The following is a 16,838-nucleotide window of genomic DNA, read 5'->3' as shown; positions in this document are numbered from 1 at the left end:
TCTTGCGCCACCCGAATCACGTTTCTTTCCGCTCTACAAGTCGAGAGCGGAGAGAAGCTCATGGTCGAGCGGGTTGGTGGAAGGCAGGGGAACGGCGTAGCCAGGCGGCTTGCGGAACGCGAGACGGATGCGTCCGGGAAAAGCCCTCCACGCGCGCGAGCCAAGGCCGCCGCGACCGCCAAGCTCAGCGCAGCGGAAACCGTTGCGGCGAACAAGAAAGTCATCGCGCTGGTCTATGACTTCGACGGCACGCTGTCGCCGAAGCCGATGCAGGAATATGCGTTCCTACCGAAGCTCGGAATCGAGCCGAAAGAGTTCTGGGCCGAGTGCACGCGCATCGCTAAGGCCGAGCGCGCCGACGCGCTCATCACCTACATGCACCTGATGTACAAGAAGGCGAAGGAGAAGAACGTTCGCATCGATCGCGCCGATCTCGTCGCGCAGGGCAAGACGGTCGAACTGTATCCCGGCGTCGAGGCATGGTTCGACGCGATGCACGCTTATGTGAAGAAGCGCGCGGGCGACGCGGAAATCTCAGTGAAGCACTATCTCGTGTCGTCGGGGCTGACGGAGATCATCGAGGGCACGAAGATTTATCAGCACTTCGCCAACGTGTTCGCCAGCGAGTATTGGTTCGACGCTTACGACCTGCCGTTTCCGAAGCGCGTGATCTCAGATACCGGCAAGACGCAGTTTCTGTTCCGCATCAATAAGGGCATTGAGGATCTCGGGCGCAGTATCAACGTGCACATGCCCGAGGACGAGCGGCCCATTCCGTTTTCGAACTTCATCTACTTCGGCGACGGAGACACGGACGTGCCGTCGATGGCGCTTCTGAAAAAGAACGGCGGCCACGCGATTGCGGTGCACGGGGCGGACGAGAGCGAGACGAAGTGCATCGAGCTTTTCAACGCCGGGCGCTGCGATTTCTACGCCAGCGCCGACTACCGCAAAGGCTCGGACTTATGGAAGCGGACGTGCCTGCTGCTCGATCGTATCATTGCGGATGTGAAAGTGCAGGAAGAGGCGCGGGGGTTGGGTTAGTGGGGAGCCGGCGCTTCGGCCAATTCAGCTGTGTCAGTGGCATCCGGTTTCGCCCCTTTCTTTTTCAGTTCCTGGATGGCAGTTTTTACAAGCTGAACAAATGCATCGTGCTCCGAGAGGGACACGCTTCGAAGTGCAAGGTATCGTTTATACTGGCTGTGCAAAGCAGTAATCAGCTCTGCAGTTTCCAAAGCTAGCGGATATCGGCGCCGCTTATCGGTCAGCATATACGTCATCTTTCCGATACGATTCAGTTGAGGCTGGATACCCGCTTCTTCAAGGCGATTTCGAAATGAATCAAGAAACTTAGTCCACTCATTCTTCATGTTCTCAAAAAGCTGTTCTGGTGTCTTTGGTTGTACGGAAAAAATCTGTGATCTTTTGAAATAGGTCCCTGGTTCCAGGTCCTCTTGTCCCTGTGCTTGTTCCAAGCGTGCTTGTATGATTTGTGTCGCGTTTGTTTCAGAATTTCGTTCTTGAACTTCAACCAAATATTCTCTGAGATTGTCGAGATATTGCCTGACGTCTTCTGCGGCTAATCTCATTGCTACGCAGGCTGCTGTCGCCTCGCCGAAGGAGCGAGTCATTTCTTTTTGAGTCTCGCCAAGGTGATAGAGTTGGGAAAGGACCTCTAATTTGTTCAAACGTTGGATTGCTGGACCATATCTCCAAAGTTGAACGCTGAAAGATGCGGCAGCTAGAAGTAAACCGCCGATCCCAAGAGCCTGGATGATTGGATTTGAAATTAAATCGGAGGCAAAATCCTTCAGTTGTGTAGTATCCATGAAAAACCCCCATACTAGAATATGAGGGATGTAATCATGCAGCTACTCGACACGCCAATCACAAAATCGCTCTTTTGCGAAAGAGGCTGTTCACCGCCCCTCGATCTTGATGCCCGGCAGGTCGACTTTCACTTTCGTCTGGTTCGCGTCCCAGAGGAGGTAGCCGAGGACGACGACGGCGACGGCAAGAATTCCGATCATGACTGATTTGGTGTCCACAGCCTGCGTCTCCTGAAGCTTTCTGATTTCAACCGTTGACGCATCAATCGCCTTGGTGGCGGTGTGGTGTCAAGTGCGCGGCGTGACGATCGTTTTTCTCGACGGCTTCTGTTGCGCGCAAACAAAAACGGCCCCGTGCAAGGCGGGGCCGTCGAAACTTTCGTGTGTGCTTCGCACGTTCAGATTACGTCAGTAGCAGACCCACACGAAGCGGCCATAGTACGGCGACCAACGCCAGCAGGTGCCAACACCGTAGGCCCACCAGCGGCCACCCCAATAACGGCCACGACCACCGTACCAGCGACCACCGCGCCAGTATCGTCCGCCGCGCCAGGCACGGCCACCACGCCAGTATCGTCCGCCACGCCAGGCACGCCCGCCGTTCCAGTGGCGCCCGCCGCCGCGGAAATGCCGTCCGCCGCGGAACCCGCCACCACGGAATCCACCGCCGCCTCGTCTCACTTGGTCGATGCCGTTGTGCTCAGCCGCTTGCGTGCGGAGAGCCGGGTTTGCGAAATTTGGTTGAGCTTCGGCAATGAGCGGCATCGACAACGCCGTCATCATCGCCATCACATATACAATTATGCGTCTCATTGTGGCTCCTTGGTTTTATTTGGGGCGCAATCGAAGTGACCAAGGCTGATAAGACCGGTGATCGCTCAACGGCGTTTATCCGCCGTAGTTCCTCGAATTTAATAGCACGGGCTGAATGCGTGAGTATGTAAATTGAGTGGCCGATTTCGACGTGAATTCCGTTAAGAAAATATCGTCATTGCAGCGCGAGATGATGTTGTGATGCATCAAATTCCGAATAAGCGGCGAAGGAAGCCGCGACTGGCGCGCGCTGCCGCTTCTTTCCGGCGCCGCTCAACAAAGTCACGGCGATGATCTCGCAGTCTTTACCCGTCGAGAAAGACCTTGATCTCGATATGTGGTGAATGGCCGGTGCAGGTCGCTCATCATAGCGAAGTGAAAAAAACGGCCCCGCGCGAGCAGGGCCGTTGGAACGTTTATGCGTGCTTCGCTCGTTCAGGTGACGTCAGTAGCAGACCCAGACGAAGCGGTCATAGTACGGCGACCAGCGCCAGCACGAACCGACGCCATAGGCCCACCAGCGCCCACGCCACCAGCGACGGTGACCATGCCAGTGGCCGCGACGCCAATGACGTCCTGCCCAGTGACGACCGCCACGCCAATGGTGACCGCGCCAATGACCGCGATGGCCCCAGTGGCGTCCGCCGCGGAAGTGATGGCCGCGAAAACCGCGGTGGCCACGGAAGTGATGACCGCCGCCGTGATGTCTGCCGAAGTGGTGACCGCCGCCGTGATGGCCTCCGTGTCTCGCTTCGGCGATGACCGGCACTGCCATGGCCGTCATCAACGCCATCACGAATATGATTATGCGTTTCATTGTGGCTCCTTGGGTATTTTTCAGGGGTGCGACTGAAGCGTCGTATACCGACACAATCGGTATCCGCTCAACGGCGTTCATTCGCTGCAGTTCCCACAAAACGGATGCACGATTAACTGAGGATGAACCGCAGTGGGAAAATGCGCGTCCTGCGCCGGATTCCGGCTGCGGGCCCGTTATGCAAAATCCGGAATTTTATGTGCATCGCGAAGCTGCGTGCGGACGGAAGCAACCGCGATTTGGGCGCTGCGCTAAGGGTGCTTTCAGAGCCTGTCGTCGGATAGAAATTTCGTCGTGGCTCGTCGGTCTGCGTTCGTGTGGGGCGCCCGGCAAAGGCATGCAACGACTGGGCAGCTGCGTCTTATGGTGCGCATGTCGACCGAGTTCGACCGAAGCGGGGGAAGATCGCAATCATGGCCGTCCGAAAGTGCAATTGAAACGATAGGGCTCGCGCCGTCGAAACATACTTGCGAACCGACGTCATCGGCATCTGCGTTTAAAAACAAATTCAAATGCAGGAAATTGATTTAGCGCAGTGTAGCAAGGGTTTGTGCAGGATATTAGCGCACAATAGTCGACTAAACGGTCAGGAAATCGCGACGGGGATAGCCTTCGAGGGAAGGATAGGGACGTATCGCCATGATCTCTTCGCTGCCCATAGATACCATCACAAGGTCCATTGTTTTTCGCTTTGCCATGACGGCTTTCGTCGCGGCCGCGCTTCTTATTCCGCGCACGGTTCACGCCGACGAATTGGGCTGCACCACGCCGACGCCGCAGGTGATTTCGCAATTGTTCGATAGCTGGAATTCGGCTGTCGCGTCCGGATCAGCGGACAAGCTTGCAAATTTCTATGCGGATGATGCGACGTTGATCCCCGCGAAAGAGTCAGCTCCGCTGGTCGGCAAAGATGCCATTCGGAATTTTTACGCCGGACTGCTCGCCCGGCATCCGCAGCCGGTCGTCGTCAAGATGACTGTGACGTCGGGATGCAATTCGGCTGTCGCGAGTGGCTTCATTCTCTATCGCGTGACCGGCGCTCGTAAGGGCACACGCGATTTGCTGGGCGGGCGGTTTGCCGCCGAGTTCGCGCTGCAGAACGGGAACTGGCGGATCGTGAAGCATACGCTCGGCGGCGACGAGAGGAAGCTCGATCAGCCGCTTGAAAGCTCAATGCTTTGACGGCCGAATCGCCCCGCTTGCTTTGCGTGTAACGCACTCGTTGCTCCATGCGAATGCCTTTCGAGGCTTTGCAGGGAGCGGACATGATCGTCACGACGCGCTTTCTTTCGCGATCCGCTGCCCTCCTTTATGCGGCGTGGGGCGCATTTCACATTTATGTCTCGTGGCAGATCACGATGCTGGCGCTCGATGAGCATGGCATTGCGCAAGGGCGGTTGTTGCAGCTCGCGGCCTATATGCTGTCAATCTCGCTGTTTGCAATCGTCGTTGCGTTGTGGCGCGTGGCGAAGAACGATCGATTAGGATTTTGGCTCAATCTTGCTGTCGTCGGTTGGGCAGACGCGGTCTGGGTGCTGGTCGTGGTGCTGCCCGGTTACGTGCCGCTTGTTCGCGGGTTGTTGCCGCCGGCGGTGTTCGTGCTTGCCGCTATTCTATCGACGATTGCGTATCGGCGCCGCGAAGGCTGAGTCTACTTCTTCGGGAGTAGACGATTGACGTGGCCCATCTTGCGGCCGGGGCGGGCTTCCTTCTTGCCGTAGTGATGAAAGAACGCGCCGGGTTCGGCTGCGATCTTTTCCCAGGCAAGAATATCGTCGCCGATGAGGTTGATCATTTCGGCGGCGGGCGCTTTCAGGGTCGTTGAGCCGAGCGGCCAGCCGGCGACGGCGCGGATGTGCTGCTCGAATTGCGAAGTCAGTGCGCCATCCATCGTCCAGTGGCCGGAATTGTGCACGCGCGGCGCCATCTCATTGACGTAGAGCCGGTCACGGCCACCATCCTCAGCGACGAGGAAAAACTCGATCGCGAACACGCCGACGTAATCGAGCCTTTCAGCGATCTTCTGCGCGATGGCGACGGCCTCCGCCGCGACGTCGGGTGAAAGCACGGCCGGCGCGACGGAGCGATGCAGAATGTGGTTTCGGTGCTCGTTTTCGGTCACGTCGAAGGCCTTGAAGCTGCCATCGGTGGCGCGAGCTGCAACGACCGAGACTTCGGCGCGGAAATTGACCAAGCTCTCCAGTATCGAAGGCTGATCGCGCATCGCTGCCCAGGCGCTTTCAGCGTCCGCACGCGTCAAGATTTTCGCTTGGCCTTTGCCATCATAGCCGAAACGGCGCGTCTTCAGAACGGACGGAATGGCAAAGCCGCCGTCGAGCGTTTGGGTGAGATCGGCGAAGCTGTCGATCGCAGCGAAGTCGGCCGTCATGGCGCCGAGTTCGCGCGCGAGCGATTTTTCGTTCATACGATCCTGGGCGCAGGCGAGAGCCTTGGCACCGGGACGAACAGGAATGCGCGCCGACAGAAATTCGACGGTGCGAACGGGGATGTTCTCGAATTCATAGGTCGCGACATGGACCCACTTGGCGAAGGCCGCGAGGTGCGCTTCATCTTCGTAATCAGCGATCGTATGTGCGGAAGCGACATCAAATGCCGGACTGTCGGCGTCCGGCGCATAGATATGCGTTTTGAAGCCGAGGCGCGCGGCAGCCATTGCAAGCATGCGGCCCAGCTGTCCGCCGCCTAGAATTCCGATGGTCGAGCCGGGAGGGAATGCAGTCATCGCGCGGTCTTCAACCCTGAACGGGTGTCTCGGCGACATCGGCCGAATGCTGTTTGCGCCAGTCTTCGAGGCGTTCTGCCAGGCCGGGATCGGAGAGTGCCAGAATTTCCGCGGCAAACAGCCCCGCGTTCTTGGCGCCCGCTTCGCCGATGGCGAGCGTGCCGACCGGAACGCCCGCCGGCATCTGCACGATCGAATACAGGCTGTCCTGACCTTTGAGGGCTTTCGATTCCACCGGCACGCCCAATACCGGCAGCACCGTCATGGCGGCGGCCATGCCAGGCAAATGCGCGGCGCCGCCGGCCCCGGCGATGATGACCTTCAAGCCTGCAGCTTTGGCACCCTTGGCGTAGCTATAGAGACGGTCCGGCGTACGGTGGGCGGAGACGATCTTGGTCTCGAAGGAAACGCCCAGAGCCGTTAAAATATCGGCGGCATGCTTCATCGTCGGCCAGTCTGACTGGCTTCCCATGATAATGCCGACGTGTGGCCTGATCCGGCTCATGATGGCGTCCAAAGCCCCCGAAAACGGAAACCGCGTCGGTACAGGAGCGAGCCCGAGTTTACAAGGGTTTTGGGCACCGATACGTGGGGAATTCGAAATGAAAAGGCCAATTGCATGGGCTTTTGGCTGCTTGGGCGACGTTTGGGCGCTTTTAGGGGGCTGAAGCCAGCAGATAGCTGATCGAGTGGAAGAAGTTCTCCGGGCCGATGTAGCCGGAAATCCGGCCGACTTCGGTATGTGATTTGACGACCACAAATGTCGGCACGATGTCGACACCGGATTTGAAATTCAGATGGTCGGCCGCGATATCGTTAATATCGACGAAGCGCACCGGCAGATCCTTGGCCTGAGACGATGCCTCGTAGGCCGGCAGCACGTCGCGGCGGAAAAGCTGGCAGTAGATGCATCCCTCGGCTTCGACGACAACGAGTTCGAATGCGCCGTTCGGAATGGCAGCTTCGGTATCGATGTCGGCGTGCGAAATCGTAACGGGTGCGAGCATCAGCACGAGGAAAAGCAACGTGCGAAGGGCCGTACGCATTTGATGTCACCTCGCGGTCCGCAAGAAGACATCCTTTCTAAGTCATTAATGGCCTGGCGGCTGAGGAATCTCGCCGGTTCCTTAACCGCTGTGCCAAAGCGGAACGGTCAGGATTTCTTGCAGGTGATCGCCACGGTTTTGTAGGAGCCGAAACCGACGACGCCGGCGCCGAACTGCTGCGCCATCGCGGCGCCGAGCTTCCGGGCCTGCGCGTCGGTCTTTTCCGCATCGGGATCGAGCAGCGTCGCCGCGCAGCCTGCGGGCGCTGATGCAAGTTTGATGGCGTCCGTTTTCTCTGGCTCGAAGTCGATGAAATAGGAGGGATCGAAGACGGCGAATGTCAGGCCCTCGGCATCGGCAAGGACAGGCTTCGCCAGCGACAGATGGAAGTAAAGGCGGAGGACGCCATTGGTGTATTCGAGGTGCGCTTGCGTCGGCGGTGAGAACGCCAATTGCTCTTCGCCGAGCTTGGCCACCGTGAAGTAGTTGAACTCTTTGAGGCCATCCATGTTGACCTTCAGGAGCGGCTCAAGCTCGTGCTGGTCGTATTTGCCGTCGTTGTTGGTGTCGAGACCTTCGAGCGCCATGGCGGCGTATGAGTCGTCGAAGCTCCAGACATGGTCGACGCCCGTAACGGTGCCGTTGTCGTAGTCGACCGTCATCTCATACGTGATCCACATATGAGGATGCGCAGAGGCCGGTATAGAGAAAGCGAGGAGCATTATCGCGGCGGCCGCGAGGCTGAGACATTTATTGAACGACTTATGCAAGATCGGCCCCAATTTCTTTGCTCCGCTTTGCGCGCGATTCTTCGGAGTGCGTTTCATACGAAACGCACATTGAACGTGGCGAGATTGCGACGCGCTGCGCTATTTGGCGGGCATAGGCCAATTCGCCGGTGCGGTTGCGCGCCGACAGCGACGGTTATATTATATCCTTTTACTCAGCAGGATGGCGGGAATGAAGCGTTCAGCGGCACGATGTTTCGGTTTTCTGGCGGCCGCGATGACAAGCGCGACGACCGCCGTCAGCGCTGCCGAAGCGCCGAAAGTCGTCGTGACGATCAAGCCCATACATTCGCTTGTGACGCGTCTAATGGACGGCATCGGGACGCCGAAGCTGATCGTTGAAGGGTCGGCGTCGCCGCACACGTTCACGCTCAAGCCGTCGACAGCGCGGGCCATCAACGAAGCGGATGTTTTCGTTCGTGTGTCGGATACGCTGGAGCCGTTTACGCGCAAGATCGTGACGACATTGCCGTCGAACGTGAAAGTGGTGACGCTTGCAGGCGCAGATGGCGTGACGCTGCTCGATCAACGCGAAGGTGGCACGTTCGAGAAGCATGAGCACGAGCATGAGGCGGACGCGCACGATCACGACGAAGCGGGCGCTGCCGATCACGACGATCATGATGAGGATGGCAAGGATGGACATCTCTGGCTCGATCCGTCGAACGCCAAGGCGATTGCGGCCGACGTCGCGAAAGCACTCATTGCCCGCTATCCTGAGTATGCGAGCAAAGTGAAAAGCAACGAGGCGGCGCTCGATGCCGATCTCGATACGCTCGACCATGACCTTTCGAGTGAACTCAAAGGGGCGCAAGGCAAGCCCTTCATTGTCTTCCATGACGCGACACAGTATTTCGAACATCACTTCGGGCTTCACGCCGTGGGATCGATTACGGTCAGCCCGGAGGTGCCGCCAAGCGCAAAAAGGCTAACGGAGGTTCGCAGCAAGATTTCGTCGCTCGATGCGGTCTGTGTTTTTACCGAACCGGAGTTCCAGCCAAACCTTGTTGCTGCGGTTACCGAAGGGACGCATGCCCGTTCGGGGACGATCGACGTCGAAGGGCAATTGCTGACGCCGGGGCCGAAGCTCTACTTCGATCTGATGCGGGGCGTCGCGCGCAACCTGTCGAGCTGCCTAACCGCGCCGAGCTGAGAGCCAGTCTTTAGCTGTATTATCTCGTCATCCTCGGCGTTAGACCGGGGATCTATTATGCCGCGGTGATGTTGATTGTTGGATTCTCGGGACAAGCCCGAGGACATGGCTCGCTATCAAGCCTGCGTTTCGGCTTCGCGGCCGTCGAAGACATAGCCGGCACCGCGGACCGTGCGGATCGGATCGGCCTCGTTGCCGCGGATCAGCGATTTTCTGAGACGGCCGATGTGAACGTCGACGGTGCGCTCGTCGACCTCCGAGGACTGGCCCCATACGCGGTCGAGGAGCTGGCTGCGCGAGAGAACGCGGCGCGGGCTTTCCATGAAGACTTCGAGCATTCGGTATTCGGTCGGGCCGAGGCGGACCTCGCGGACGCCACGCGTCACTTTGTGGGCGCCACGGTCCATCGTGATCTCGCCGGAGACGAGAATATCGCTCATGCGCTCCGGCGCCGCGCGCCGGAGCAGGGCCTTCACACGTGCCATCAATTCCTGCACGGAGAACGGCTTCGTGACGTAGTCGTCGGCGCCGGTCGTCAGGCCCCGCACGCGGTCAGATTCCTCACCGCGGGCGGTCAGCAGGATGATGGGCAGGCTCTGCGTGTCGCCGCGGTTGCGCAGACGGCGGCAAAGCTCGATCCCGGAAATCTTCGGGATCATCCAATCCAATATCGCCAGATCGAAGGTTTGTTCGGCGAGCAATAGTTCTGCTTCCTCGCCGTCGGCGGCTTGCACGACGTCGTAGCCTTCCGACTGAAGATTGTACTTCAGAAGCTCGGCTAGCGGCGCTTCGTCTTCAACAACGATGATCTTAGCTGGCATGATATTGGATCGGGGTTGCTCTCAGGGTCGCACGGTCATTGGCGCGGCGTAATCAGTGTCGAAGAGGTCTTGTCGCCCTTCGGCCGATCGTCGGCGATCGGTACGCCGTGCACGAGGTAGTAGACGTTCTCGGCGATGTTTGTCGTGTGGTCGCCAATGCGCTCGATATTCTTGGCGCCAAAGAGGAAGTGCGTGCAGATGCCGATGTTGCGCGGATCTTCCATCATGTACGTCAGCAGTTCGCGGAACAGCGAGTTATACATGGCGTCGACCTGCTGGTCGTTGCGCCAGACTTCCATCGCCTTCTCAGCATCGAGCGTCGTCAACGCATCAAGAACGTCCTTGAGCTGCTGCTGCACCATCTCGGTCATGTGGCGCATGCCGGTCATCAGCGGCTTGGGATAGGCTTCCCCTGCAATGGTGAGAGCGCGCTTGGCGATGTTCTTGGCAAGGTCGCCGATACGCTCAAGGTCGCCCGCAATCTTGATGACCGTCATGATGTGACGCAGGTCGTTGGCGACCGGCTGGCGGCGGGCGATCATCAGAATAACCTGGTCCTGCAGCTCGCGTTCGAGCTGGTCGACCATGACATCATCGGAAACAGCTTTCTCGGCGAGCTTAGGGTCGCGGCGTTCGAGCGAGTCCATCGCCTGAACGAGAAGCTTTTCGGCATAGCCGCCCATCTGCGCGATGCGGCGGTCGAGGAGCTTCAACTCTTCCTCGTATGACTTCACGGTATGTTCGTTCATCGTCGTAATCCTGAAATCCGGTTTGGCCTCAACGTCATCACTAGCCGAAGCGGCCGGTGATGTAGTCTTGCGTGCGACTATCCGTTGGGTTTGTGAAAAGCTTTTTGGTGTCGCCGAATTCGACGAGATCGCCGAGGTACATGAAAGCAGTATTCTGCGAAACGCGGACTGCCTGCTGCATGTTGTGGGTCACGATGGCGATCGTGAATTCGTTCTTCAACTCGTCGATCAGCTCTTCGACCTTAGCGGTCGAAATCGGATCGAGAGCGGAGCAGGGCTCGTCGAACAGGATGACTTCTGGGCGGATCGCAACTGTGCGGGCGATGCACAGACGTTGCTGCTGACCACCGGAGAGCGACAGGCCGCTGGCGTGCAGCTTGTCTTTTACTTCCTTCCAGAGAGCCGCCTTTTCGAGGGCGCTTTCGACGCGGGCGTCGACTTCGGATTTCGGCAGGCGCTCATAAAGGCGAAGACCGAACGCGATATTTTCGTAGATCGTCATCGGGAACGGCGTCGGCTTCTGGAACACCATGCCGATGCGCGAGCGCAGCAGGTTCAGGTCCTTCATGTCGAGGATGTTTTCACCGTCGAACATGATCTTACCTTCGGCGTGCTGGCCGGGATAAAGATCGTACATGCGGTTCAAAACACGCAGGAGCGTGGACTTGCCGCAACCCGAAGGTCCGATGAAGGCTGTCACCTGCCGCTCGTAAAGCGGCAACGAGATGCCTTTGAGGGCCAGAGTCGATCCGTAGTAGAACTTCAGGTCCTGGACCGAAATTTTCTCGGTCAGGCCGGTGTCGACGTCTTTTGACATTACGTTCATTTGGATGTCCTCGAAGTACCCAGGTAACGAGCGGCGATACTGAGCGTGAGCACCGCTGCGGTGATTAACAGTGCGCCGGTCCAGGCGAGGCGCTGCCAGTCCTCGTAAGGGCTCAAGGCATACTGGAAGATAACGACCGGCAAGCTTGCCATCGGAGCATTAAGATCGGTGCTCCAGAACTGGTTGTTAAGAGCGGTGAACAGAAGCGGAGCGGTTTCGCCGCTGACGCGGGCGATGGCCAGCAGCACGCCCGTGATCATGCCGGCGCGGGCCGCCTTGTAAGCCACCTTACGAATGACGAGCGACTGGGGCATGCCGAGCGCTGAAGAGGCTTCGCGAAGCTGGTTCGGAACCAACAGCAGCATGTTTTCAGTCGTGCGAACGACCGTTGGGATGACAAGTACCGCCAGGGCCGCGGCACCAGCGATGGCCGAGAAGTGGCCCATCGTGCGGACGAGGATCTCGTAGACGAAGAGGCCCGTCACGATCGAAGGGGCGCTGAGCAGAATGTCGTTGATGAAGCGGATCACCGACGAGACTTTGCTGTAACGGCCATACTCCGCCAGATACGTGCCGGCAAGGATGCCGATCGGCGTGCCGACCGCGACGCCGATGAAAGACATCACGAAGCTGCCCGCGATGGCGTTCAGAAGGCCGCCGTCGCTGCCGGGCGGCGGCGTCATTTCCGTAAATACCTTGAAGTTCAAGCCCGCGAAGCCTTTGAACAGCAGCGTCGCGAGGATGACGGCCAGGATCGTTAAGCCGAGCGCGGATGCCGCCCAGCACAGGCCGACGGTGATCGTGCTTCGCACGCGCCGACGGCGGTATTTTGCCATATCCAAGGCCATGTTTATGCTCCCGCCTTTTTCTCAATACGCATCAGCATGAGGCGAGCGAGAGCCAGGACGACAAAGGTGATGAAGAAGAGGATGAGGCCCAGAGCGATGAGCGACGATGTGTAGATGTCGCCGACCGCTTCGGTGAACTCGTTGGCGATCGTGGCAGAGATCGTGGTGCCCGGTGCCAGGATTGATTCCGAAATCCGGTGTGCGTTGCCGATCACGAAGGTAACCGCCATCGTCTCCCCGAGAGCGCGGCCGAGGCCGAGCATGACGCCGCCGATGATGCCGACGCGGGTATAGGGAATGACGACGTTTTTTACGACTTCGCGGGTGGTCCATCCCAAGCCGTAGGCCGCTTCTTTCAGCACCGGTGGGACAGTCTCGAAAACGTCACGGCAGACCGCAGTAATGAAGGGCAGAACCATCATCGCCAGGATGAGGGCCGAGGTCAGAATGCCGATGCCATATGGCGGACCGGCGAACAGGCCGTTGAGGACCGGGATCGGTTTGAAGAAGGCGATCAGCTCGGGCTGGACATAGCGCTGCAGAGTAGGGGCGAAATAGAACAAGCCCCAGATGCCGTAGATGATGCTTGGAATGCCGGCGAGCAATTCGATTGCAATGCCGATCGGACGGCGAAGGGACATCGGGCAAAGCTCGGTCAGAAATACTGCAATGCCAATGGCTATGGGAACAGCGACGAGCATGGCGATCGCCGACGTCACGATCGTGCCGTAGATCGGTGCCAGCGCGCCAAATTGCTCGGTAACAGGGTTCCAGACCTCGGTCGTGAGAAAGTTTAGGCCGAAGGTCTTGAATGCGAGTGAGCCGCCGATGACCAGCGAAATGAAAATCGCGCTTAGGAGGATCAGAACGAAATAAGCGGAGGACTTCGTTAGTAGACGGAACATTGTGTCCGTCGTTTTTAGACCTTCAAGTACTTTGCGTCTGGCTGCCGCCGCAGCCATCGCTTGCGTGTTGGCGTCTGTCATGAAGGTCAAGTTTCCGCTCCGCACCAGGATAAGGACATCATTTTTTTAGCGCAACCGGGAGACACCTGCGAGCAGGCGTCTCCCAGCTTAGCGAAAGTTGCTTAGTTCGAAAGAACCGGCTTGTTATCGTCGCCGACGATATCAGCCCAGCTCTTCTTGATCATCGCAACGACGTTGTCAGGAAGCGGAACGTAGTCGAGTTCTTCCGCAGCTTTGTCGCCGTTGGCATAGGCCCATTCGAAGAACTTGAGAGCTTCCTTCGCAGCAGCAGCATCCTTCGACTTCTTGTGCATCAGGATGAAGGTCGGGTTCGTGATCGGCCACGATTCCGCGCCCGGCTCGTCCGTCAGGACAACGCCCATGCCCGGAGCCGAAGCCCAATCGGCGCTGGCAGCAGCGGCCTGGAATGCCGTCACAACCGGCTCGACAGCCTTGCCGTCCTTGTTGATCAGCTTCGTGTTCGTGAGCTTGTTCTGCTTGGCATAAGCGTATTCGACGTAGCCGATAGCGCCCTTCGTCTGCATCACGTTGTTAGCAACGCCTTCGTTGCCCTTCGCGCCGATGCCGACGGGGAACTGAACCGACGTGTTCGAGCCGACCTTCGACTTGAAGTCAGGGCTGACTTTCGAGAGATAGTTCGTCCAGACGAACGTCGTGCCCGATCCGTCCGAGCGCGAAACAACTGCGATCGCATCCGAGGGAAGCTTCACACCCGGGTTGAGCTTCGCGATGGCCGGGTCGTTCCAGGCGGTGATTTCGCCGAGGTAGATTTTGGCGAGCGTCGGGCCGTCAAAAACGAGTTCGTTCGGCTTAATGCCGTCGAGGTTCACGACAGGAACGATGCCGCCCATAACGGTCGGGAACTGAACCAAGCCGTCCTTCTCGAGCTTGTCGCCCTTCAGCGGCATGTCGGAAGCGCCGAACGTGACGGTGTTGGCTTCGATCTGCTTGATGCCGCCGCCGGAGCCAATCGACTGATAGTTCAAGCCGACGCCGGTCTCTTTCTTGTAGGCGTCAGCCCACTTTGCGTAGATCGGATACGGGAACGTGGCACCCGCGCCGGAAATGTTGTCGGCTTTGACGGGGGCGGTCGCAGCGGCTGTCGCCGCAAACGCCGCAATAAGCGCCATAAAAGACTGTTTCACTCGTGGTCTCCTTGTTGAACGGGGGCTTGAGGCCTCGCCACTCCATCTGCCGGGCGAGCCGGCAAGCACTCTCTAGTCCAGTTAGTTCACGCCTTTGTGAAACGTTAACGGATTGTTTTCTAAGCCGTAGAAATCGTCCGTAGTCGTCTCTTTCAGATGCGGTGATCGGGTTTCTTCCGACGGTTCCTGCAAAGATGCTCCCTGAGAGAACAATTTCAGGAAGCGTCTGCGGCCCTCCCCCAAGGCGCGCGCCGCGAAAGATTAGGTTGTTCGGACTAGGCCAACTGGCTTTCAGCGGCAGTCATAACACTGTCATCCAACGCGGGACTCGTTCTAGCGAGTTCAAGCTATGGAATTGTGACAGTCTAGTTGTATGATTTTATTATATTTATTTGTAGGCGGGCAGAGAGACGTTGAAAGTGGTGCCCTGGCCGACCACCGATTGGACGGAAAGCTCGGCTTCGTGCCGGTTCAGCACGTGCTTGACGATCGCGAGGCCGAGACCTGTGCCGCCGATGCGGCGGCTATGTTCGGCGCTAACGCGGTAGAAGCGCTCGGTGAGGCGGGGCAAATGCTCAGGCGCGATGCCTGGGCCGTTATCCGTGATCGAAACGTGAGCGCGTGCGGGAAATTTTTCATCTCGCGCACTGTTTTTCTTCAGTAGGGAAACTTTTACGGAGCCGCCTTCTTTGCCGTATTTGACGGCATTTTCAACGAGGTTGTGAAAGACCTGGAACAACTCATCGCGATCGCCCATCGCGATCAGCGGGCTGGCTGATGGTTCGACCTCGATTGTGATGTGCCGTTCTTCGGCAAAAGGCATCAAAGAGCGGGTGACGTCTTCGATGAGATCGTTGACGTCAACGCGGCCTTCCGGCTTCAGGTTGGCCTTTTCCTCGACGCGGCTGAGTAGCAGCAGATCGTCGATCAGGCGCGTCATGCGTTCGGCCTGATCGGCCATGATGGCGAGGAAGCGTTCTCGGGCTTTTTCGTCATTTCGCGCCGGGCCTTGCAGGGTTTCGATGAAGCCGCGCACGGATGCCAGCGGCGTTCTAAGTTCGTGGCTGGCGTTGGCGATAAAGTCCGTGCGCATCTCAAGCAGGCGATGCTGCTCGGATTCATCATGGATTGTAATTAGCGCGGCAATCGGAGGGCGTTCCACCGCGGCGCCGAGAGGGGCAACAGTGGCGATGAGACGCTGACCGGCACCGCCGCGCGGAACGAGATGTGCGGTGCCTTTCTCGCCGTTCTGAAGTGCGTTGGAAACGGCTGAGATCAACTCGGGATCGCGGTTGACATGCTCAAGCGGGACGCCTTGGCGAAGGCGGTCGAATAGGCTGCGGGCGGCAGCGTTATAATTAAGGATGACGGAGGCTTCATCGAGCACGATCGCCGGATCGGGCATCGCGGCGGCGAGATCGATCCAAGTCAAATTCTTATCTGAGCTTGAGCCAATGCCTGTCATGTCACTCGCTTTTTGATCGAGCGTAACGCGTGGCCATGCAAATAACGCGGCAATGGCAGCAAACAATCCACAGCCGAAAAAAATTAAATCGCGAAGTGGCCCGCTCGCCCAGATCGACAATAGAGCGAACAAAAGAAGGGCGACAGCGCAAAGGGCTGCAAAACTTAGGCGAGCGTTCTCACGGGTCATGCCCTTTGGAGTAATCTTGAAGGGCGCCATAAGCTAGTCAGCAATTCAGGTTCGCCGCGTGCCGCGTGCTGCCGGCTTCTTGCTACGGAGTTTGTGGTCCGAATGGCTCGATCCGTTCGGTTCGGTTTCGGTGAAACCGATCGGCGATTTGACCGCGAGTTCCGCAAGCGTGTGCTGATCGAGGACAGAGATGAATGCTGTCAGCGCGTCGTCGAACATGGCGTTGATGTTGCCGGGGTCGGCTTCGCTGGGCTGGTCGGAATTGCCGCCTTCGACTTGAACGCGCGTCACTTCGATGGCACGAACCACGTCGCCGACACGGATTTGGGTGGCCGGGCGGGCGAGGCGGACGCCGCCGTTGGGACCTCTTACGGCGGTCAGAAATCCGGCATGCGACAAAATGTGGACGATCTTGAAGACGTTCTGCTTCGTGACGCCCAGACGGTCTGAGACGTCGGCAACTTTCACAAGCTGGTCTTTTGCCTGCGCACAATCGATCAGAATGCGGATCGCGTGGCCGGTTTGCTTCGTCAAGCGCATATTCGAATTACCTGGACCGCGCGATCGCGACGGAAGAATTCCTATCCCTGCTTGTTTCAAATTCTTGTCAGGGTGGCAAG

20 protein-coding genes are annotated in these 16,838 nt (G+C 58.3%); 4 read left to right on the top strand and 16 right to left on the bottom strand.

Translation table 11 applies throughout. The features are described from left to right. Nucleotides 1-60 precede the first annotated feature (60 nt). Nucleotides 61-1,044, top strand: a complete 984-nt coding sequence (locus tag RLW55_RS01805; protein ID WP_423415388.1) for an HAD family hydrolase — start codon at nucleotides 61-63, stop codon at nucleotides 1,042-1,044. On the opposite strand, the gene RLW55_RS01800 is transcribed toward RLW55_RS01805, so the two are convergent. The 4 genes from RLW55_RS01800 to RLW55_RS01785 form a co-directional block, all read right to left on the bottom strand. Continuing rightward, nucleotides 1,041-1,829 carry a hypothetical protein gene (locus RLW55_RS01800; RefSeq protein ID WP_423415387.1) on the bottom strand — a complete coding sequence of 263 codons (789 nt, stop codon included), beginning with the start codon at nucleotides 1,827-1,829 and terminating at the stop codon, nucleotides 1,041-1,043. The two genes, RLW55_RS01805 and RLW55_RS01800, sit on opposite strands and share 4 nt — an antisense overlap. Before the next feature lie 90 nt (nucleotides 1,830-1,919). After that, on the bottom strand, nucleotides 1,920-2,048 hold the full coding sequence (locus RLW55_RS01795; protein WP_013946220.1) for a hypothetical protein: 129 nt from the start codon (nucleotides 2,046-2,048) through the stop codon (nucleotides 1,920-1,922). A 189-nt stretch (nucleotides 2,049-2,237) separates the two neighbouring features. Beyond that, nucleotides 2,238-2,642: a hypothetical protein gene (locus tag RLW55_RS01790; RefSeq protein WP_423415386.1), complete on the bottom strand. Its 405-nt coding sequence runs from the start codon at nucleotides 2,640-2,642 to the stop codon at nucleotides 2,238-2,240. A 445-nt stretch (nucleotides 2,643-3,087) separates the two neighbouring features. Next, on the bottom strand, nucleotides 3,088-3,459 hold the full coding sequence (locus tag RLW55_RS01785; RefSeq protein ID WP_155831159.1) for a hypothetical protein: 372 nt from the start codon (nucleotides 3,457-3,459) through the stop codon (nucleotides 3,088-3,090). A 639-nt stretch (nucleotides 3,460-4,098) separates the two neighbouring features. On the opposite strand from RLW55_RS01785, the gene RLW55_RS01780 reads away from it, so the two are divergent. Together RLW55_RS01780 and RLW55_RS01775 are read left to right on the top strand one after the other, a co-directional pair. Further along, nucleotides 4,099-4,641 carry an SgcJ/EcaC family oxidoreductase gene (locus tag RLW55_RS01780; RefSeq protein ID WP_423415385.1) on the top strand — a complete coding sequence of 181 codons (543 nt, stop codon included), beginning with the start codon at nucleotides 4,099-4,101 and terminating at the stop codon, nucleotides 4,639-4,641. Nucleotides 4,642-4,724: 83 nt separating this feature from the next. Then, nucleotides 4,725-5,108: a hypothetical protein gene (locus RLW55_RS01775; RefSeq protein WP_423415384.1), complete on the top strand. Its 384-nt coding sequence runs from the start codon at nucleotides 4,725-4,727 to the stop codon at nucleotides 5,106-5,108. Between the two features lie 2 nt (nucleotides 5,109-5,110). Here the strand turns inward: RLW55_RS01775 and RLW55_RS01770 are convergent, their stop codons facing one another. The 4 genes from RLW55_RS01770 to RLW55_RS01755 all read right to left on the bottom strand — a co-directional run bounded on the left by RLW55_RS01770 (nucleotide 5,111) and on the right by RLW55_RS01755 (nucleotide 7,970). Then, nucleotides 5,111-6,202 (bottom strand): 5-(carboxyamino)imidazole ribonucleotide synthase, encoded by a 1,092-nt coding sequence (locus RLW55_RS01770; RefSeq protein ID WP_423415383.1) that lies wholly within the window; start codon nucleotides 6,200-6,202, stop codon nucleotides 5,111-5,113. 10 nt (nucleotides 6,203-6,212) lie between these two features. Beyond that, on the bottom strand, nucleotides 6,213-6,698 hold the full coding sequence (purE, locus tag RLW55_RS01765) for a 5-(carboxyamino)imidazole ribonucleotide mutase (protein ID WP_409563224.1): 486 nt from the start codon (nucleotides 6,696-6,698) through the stop codon (nucleotides 6,213-6,215). Between the two features lie 160 nt (nucleotides 6,699-6,858). Then, a complete protein-coding gene (locus RLW55_RS01760) occupies nucleotides 6,859-7,248 on the bottom strand; it encodes a thioredoxin fold domain-containing protein (RefSeq protein ID WP_409562113.1) in 390 nt (129 codons plus the stop codon). A gap of 107 nt (nucleotides 7,249-7,355) precedes the next feature. After that, complete coding sequence (locus RLW55_RS01755; protein ID WP_423415382.1) at nucleotides 7,356-7,970, bottom strand: DUF1007 family protein; 615 nt, start codon at nucleotides 7,968-7,970, stop codon at nucleotides 7,356-7,358. Between the two features lie 238 nt (nucleotides 7,971-8,208). Between RLW55_RS01755 and RLW55_RS01750 the strand changes: the two genes are divergently transcribed. Beyond that, a complete protein-coding gene (locus RLW55_RS01750) occupies nucleotides 8,209-9,189 on the top strand; it encodes a zinc ABC transporter substrate-binding protein (protein ID WP_423415381.1) in 981 nt (326 codons plus the stop codon). Between the two features lie 116 nt (nucleotides 9,190-9,305). Here the strand turns inward: RLW55_RS01750 and phoB are convergent, their stop codons facing one another. The 8 genes from phoB to RLW55_RS01710 form a co-directional block, all read right to left on the bottom strand. Then, nucleotides 9,306-10,010, bottom strand: coding sequence for a phosphate regulon transcriptional regulator PhoB (gene phoB, locus RLW55_RS01745; protein WP_013946231.1), 705 nt, complete (start codon nucleotides 10,008-10,010; stop codon nucleotides 9,306-9,308). A 35-nt stretch (nucleotides 10,011-10,045) separates the two neighbouring features. Continuing rightward, nucleotides 10,046-10,759, bottom strand: coding sequence for a phosphate signaling complex protein PhoU (phoU, locus tag RLW55_RS01740; protein ID WP_013946232.1), 714 nt, complete (start codon nucleotides 10,757-10,759; stop codon nucleotides 10,046-10,048). 40 nt (nucleotides 10,760-10,799) lie between these two features. Further along, nucleotides 10,800-11,585, bottom strand: coding sequence for a phosphate ABC transporter ATP-binding protein PstB (gene pstB, locus RLW55_RS01735; RefSeq protein ID WP_013946233.1), 786 nt, complete (start codon nucleotides 11,583-11,585; stop codon nucleotides 10,800-10,802). After that, nucleotides 11,582-12,433 carry a phosphate ABC transporter permease PstA gene (gene pstA / locus RLW55_RS01730; RefSeq protein WP_013946234.1) on the bottom strand — a complete coding sequence of 284 codons (852 nt, stop codon included), beginning with the start codon at nucleotides 12,431-12,433 and terminating at the stop codon, nucleotides 11,582-11,584. Before pstA ends, pstB begins: the two co-directional genes overlap by 4 nt. A 2-nt stretch (nucleotides 12,434-12,435) precedes the next feature. Continuing rightward, nucleotides 12,436-13,428, bottom strand: a complete 993-nt coding sequence (pstC, locus tag RLW55_RS01725; protein WP_409562116.1) for a phosphate ABC transporter permease subunit PstC — start codon at nucleotides 13,426-13,428, stop codon at nucleotides 12,436-12,438. Between the two features lie 92 nt (nucleotides 13,429-13,520). Then, the gene (pstS, locus tag RLW55_RS01720; protein WP_409563225.1) at nucleotides 13,521-14,549 is read right to left on the bottom strand and encodes a phosphate ABC transporter substrate-binding protein PstS; all 1,029 of its coding nucleotides are present in this window, start codon (nucleotides 14,547-14,549) and stop codon (nucleotides 13,521-13,523) included. 403 nt (nucleotides 14,550-14,952) lie between these two features. Further along, nucleotides 14,953-16,029, bottom strand: coding sequence for an ATP-binding protein (locus tag RLW55_RS01715; RefSeq protein ID WP_423415380.1), 1,077 nt, complete (start codon nucleotides 16,027-16,029; stop codon nucleotides 14,953-14,955). A gap of 234 nt (nucleotides 16,030-16,263) precedes the next feature. After that, nucleotides 16,264-16,758 carry an RrF2 family transcriptional regulator gene (locus tag RLW55_RS01710; protein WP_409562118.1) on the bottom strand — a complete coding sequence of 165 codons (495 nt, stop codon included), beginning with the start codon at nucleotides 16,756-16,758 and terminating at the stop codon, nucleotides 16,264-16,266. Nucleotides 16,759-16,838: the final 80 nt, after the last annotated feature.

This window comes from Hyphomicrobium sp. B1, assembly GCF_049532635.1.
Taxonomy (GTDB): domain Bacteria; phylum Pseudomonadota; class Alphaproteobacteria; order Rhizobiales; family Hyphomicrobiaceae; genus Hyphomicrobium_B.
Note: the sequence above shows the minus strand (reverse complement) of the source record. Positions and strands in the feature narration are given on the sequence as shown.

Excerpts from the sequence above, each read along its gene's own strand:
- RLW55_RS01760 (WP_409562113.1), bottom strand. The coding sequence starts at position 7,248 with ATGCGTACGGCCCTTCGCACGTTGCTTTTCCTCGTGCTGATGCTCGCA.
- RLW55_RS01785 (WP_155831159.1), bottom strand. The coding sequence starts at position 3,459 with ATGAAACGCATAATCATATTCGTGATGGCGTTGATGACGGCCATGGCA.
- RLW55_RS01710 (WP_409562118.1), bottom strand. The coding sequence starts at position 16,758 with ATGCGCTTGACGAAGCAAACCGGCCACGCGATCCGCATTCTGATCGAT.
- pstS (WP_409563225.1), bottom strand. The coding sequence starts at position 14,549 with ATGGCGCTTATTGCGGCGTTTGCGGCGACAGCCGCTGCGACCGCCCCC.
- pstB (WP_013946233.1), bottom strand. The coding sequence starts at position 11,585 with ATGAACGTAATGTCAAAAGACGTCGACACCGGCCTGACCGAGAAAATT.
- RLW55_RS01780 (WP_423415385.1), top strand. The coding sequence starts at position 4,099 with ATGATCTCTTCGCTGCCCATAGATACCATCACAAGGTCCATTGTTTTT.
- RLW55_RS01770 (WP_423415383.1), bottom strand. The coding sequence starts at position 6,202 with ATGACTGCATTCCCTCCCGGCTCGACCATCGGAATTCTAGGCGGCGGA.
- RLW55_RS01805 (WP_423415388.1), top strand. The coding sequence starts at position 61 with ATGGTCGAGCGGGTTGGTGGAAGGCAGGGGAACGGCGTAGCCAGGCGG.
- pstA (WP_013946234.1), bottom strand. The coding sequence starts at position 12,433 with ATGGCCTTGGATATGGCAAAATACCGCCGTCGGCGCGTGCGAAGCACG.
- RLW55_RS01750 (WP_423415381.1), top strand. The coding sequence starts at position 8,209 with ATGAAGCGTTCAGCGGCACGATGTTTCGGTTTTCTGGCGGCCGCGATG.
- RLW55_RS01800 (WP_423415387.1), bottom strand. The coding sequence starts at position 1,829 with ATGGATACTACACAACTGAAGGATTTTGCCTCCGATTTAATTTCAAAT.
- phoB (WP_013946231.1), bottom strand. The coding sequence starts at position 10,010 with ATGCCAGCTAAGATCATCGTTGTTGAAGACGAAGCGCCGCTAGCCGAG.
- RLW55_RS01775 (WP_423415384.1), top strand. The coding sequence starts at position 4,725 with ATGATCGTCACGACGCGCTTTCTTTCGCGATCCGCTGCCCTCCTTTAT.
- RLW55_RS01755 (WP_423415382.1), bottom strand. The coding sequence starts at position 7,970 with ATGCTCCTCGCTTTCTCTATACCGGCCTCTGCGCATCCTCATATGTGG.
- RLW55_RS01715 (WP_423415380.1), bottom strand. The coding sequence starts at position 16,029 with ATGACAGGCATTGGCTCAAGCTCAGATAAGAATTTGACTTGGATCGAT.
- RLW55_RS01790 (WP_423415386.1), bottom strand. The coding sequence starts at position 2,642 with ATGAGACGCATAATTGTATATGTGATGGCGATGATGACGGCGTTGTCG.
- phoU (WP_013946232.1), bottom strand. The coding sequence starts at position 10,759 with ATGAACGAACATACCGTGAAGTCATACGAGGAAGAGTTGAAGCTCCTC.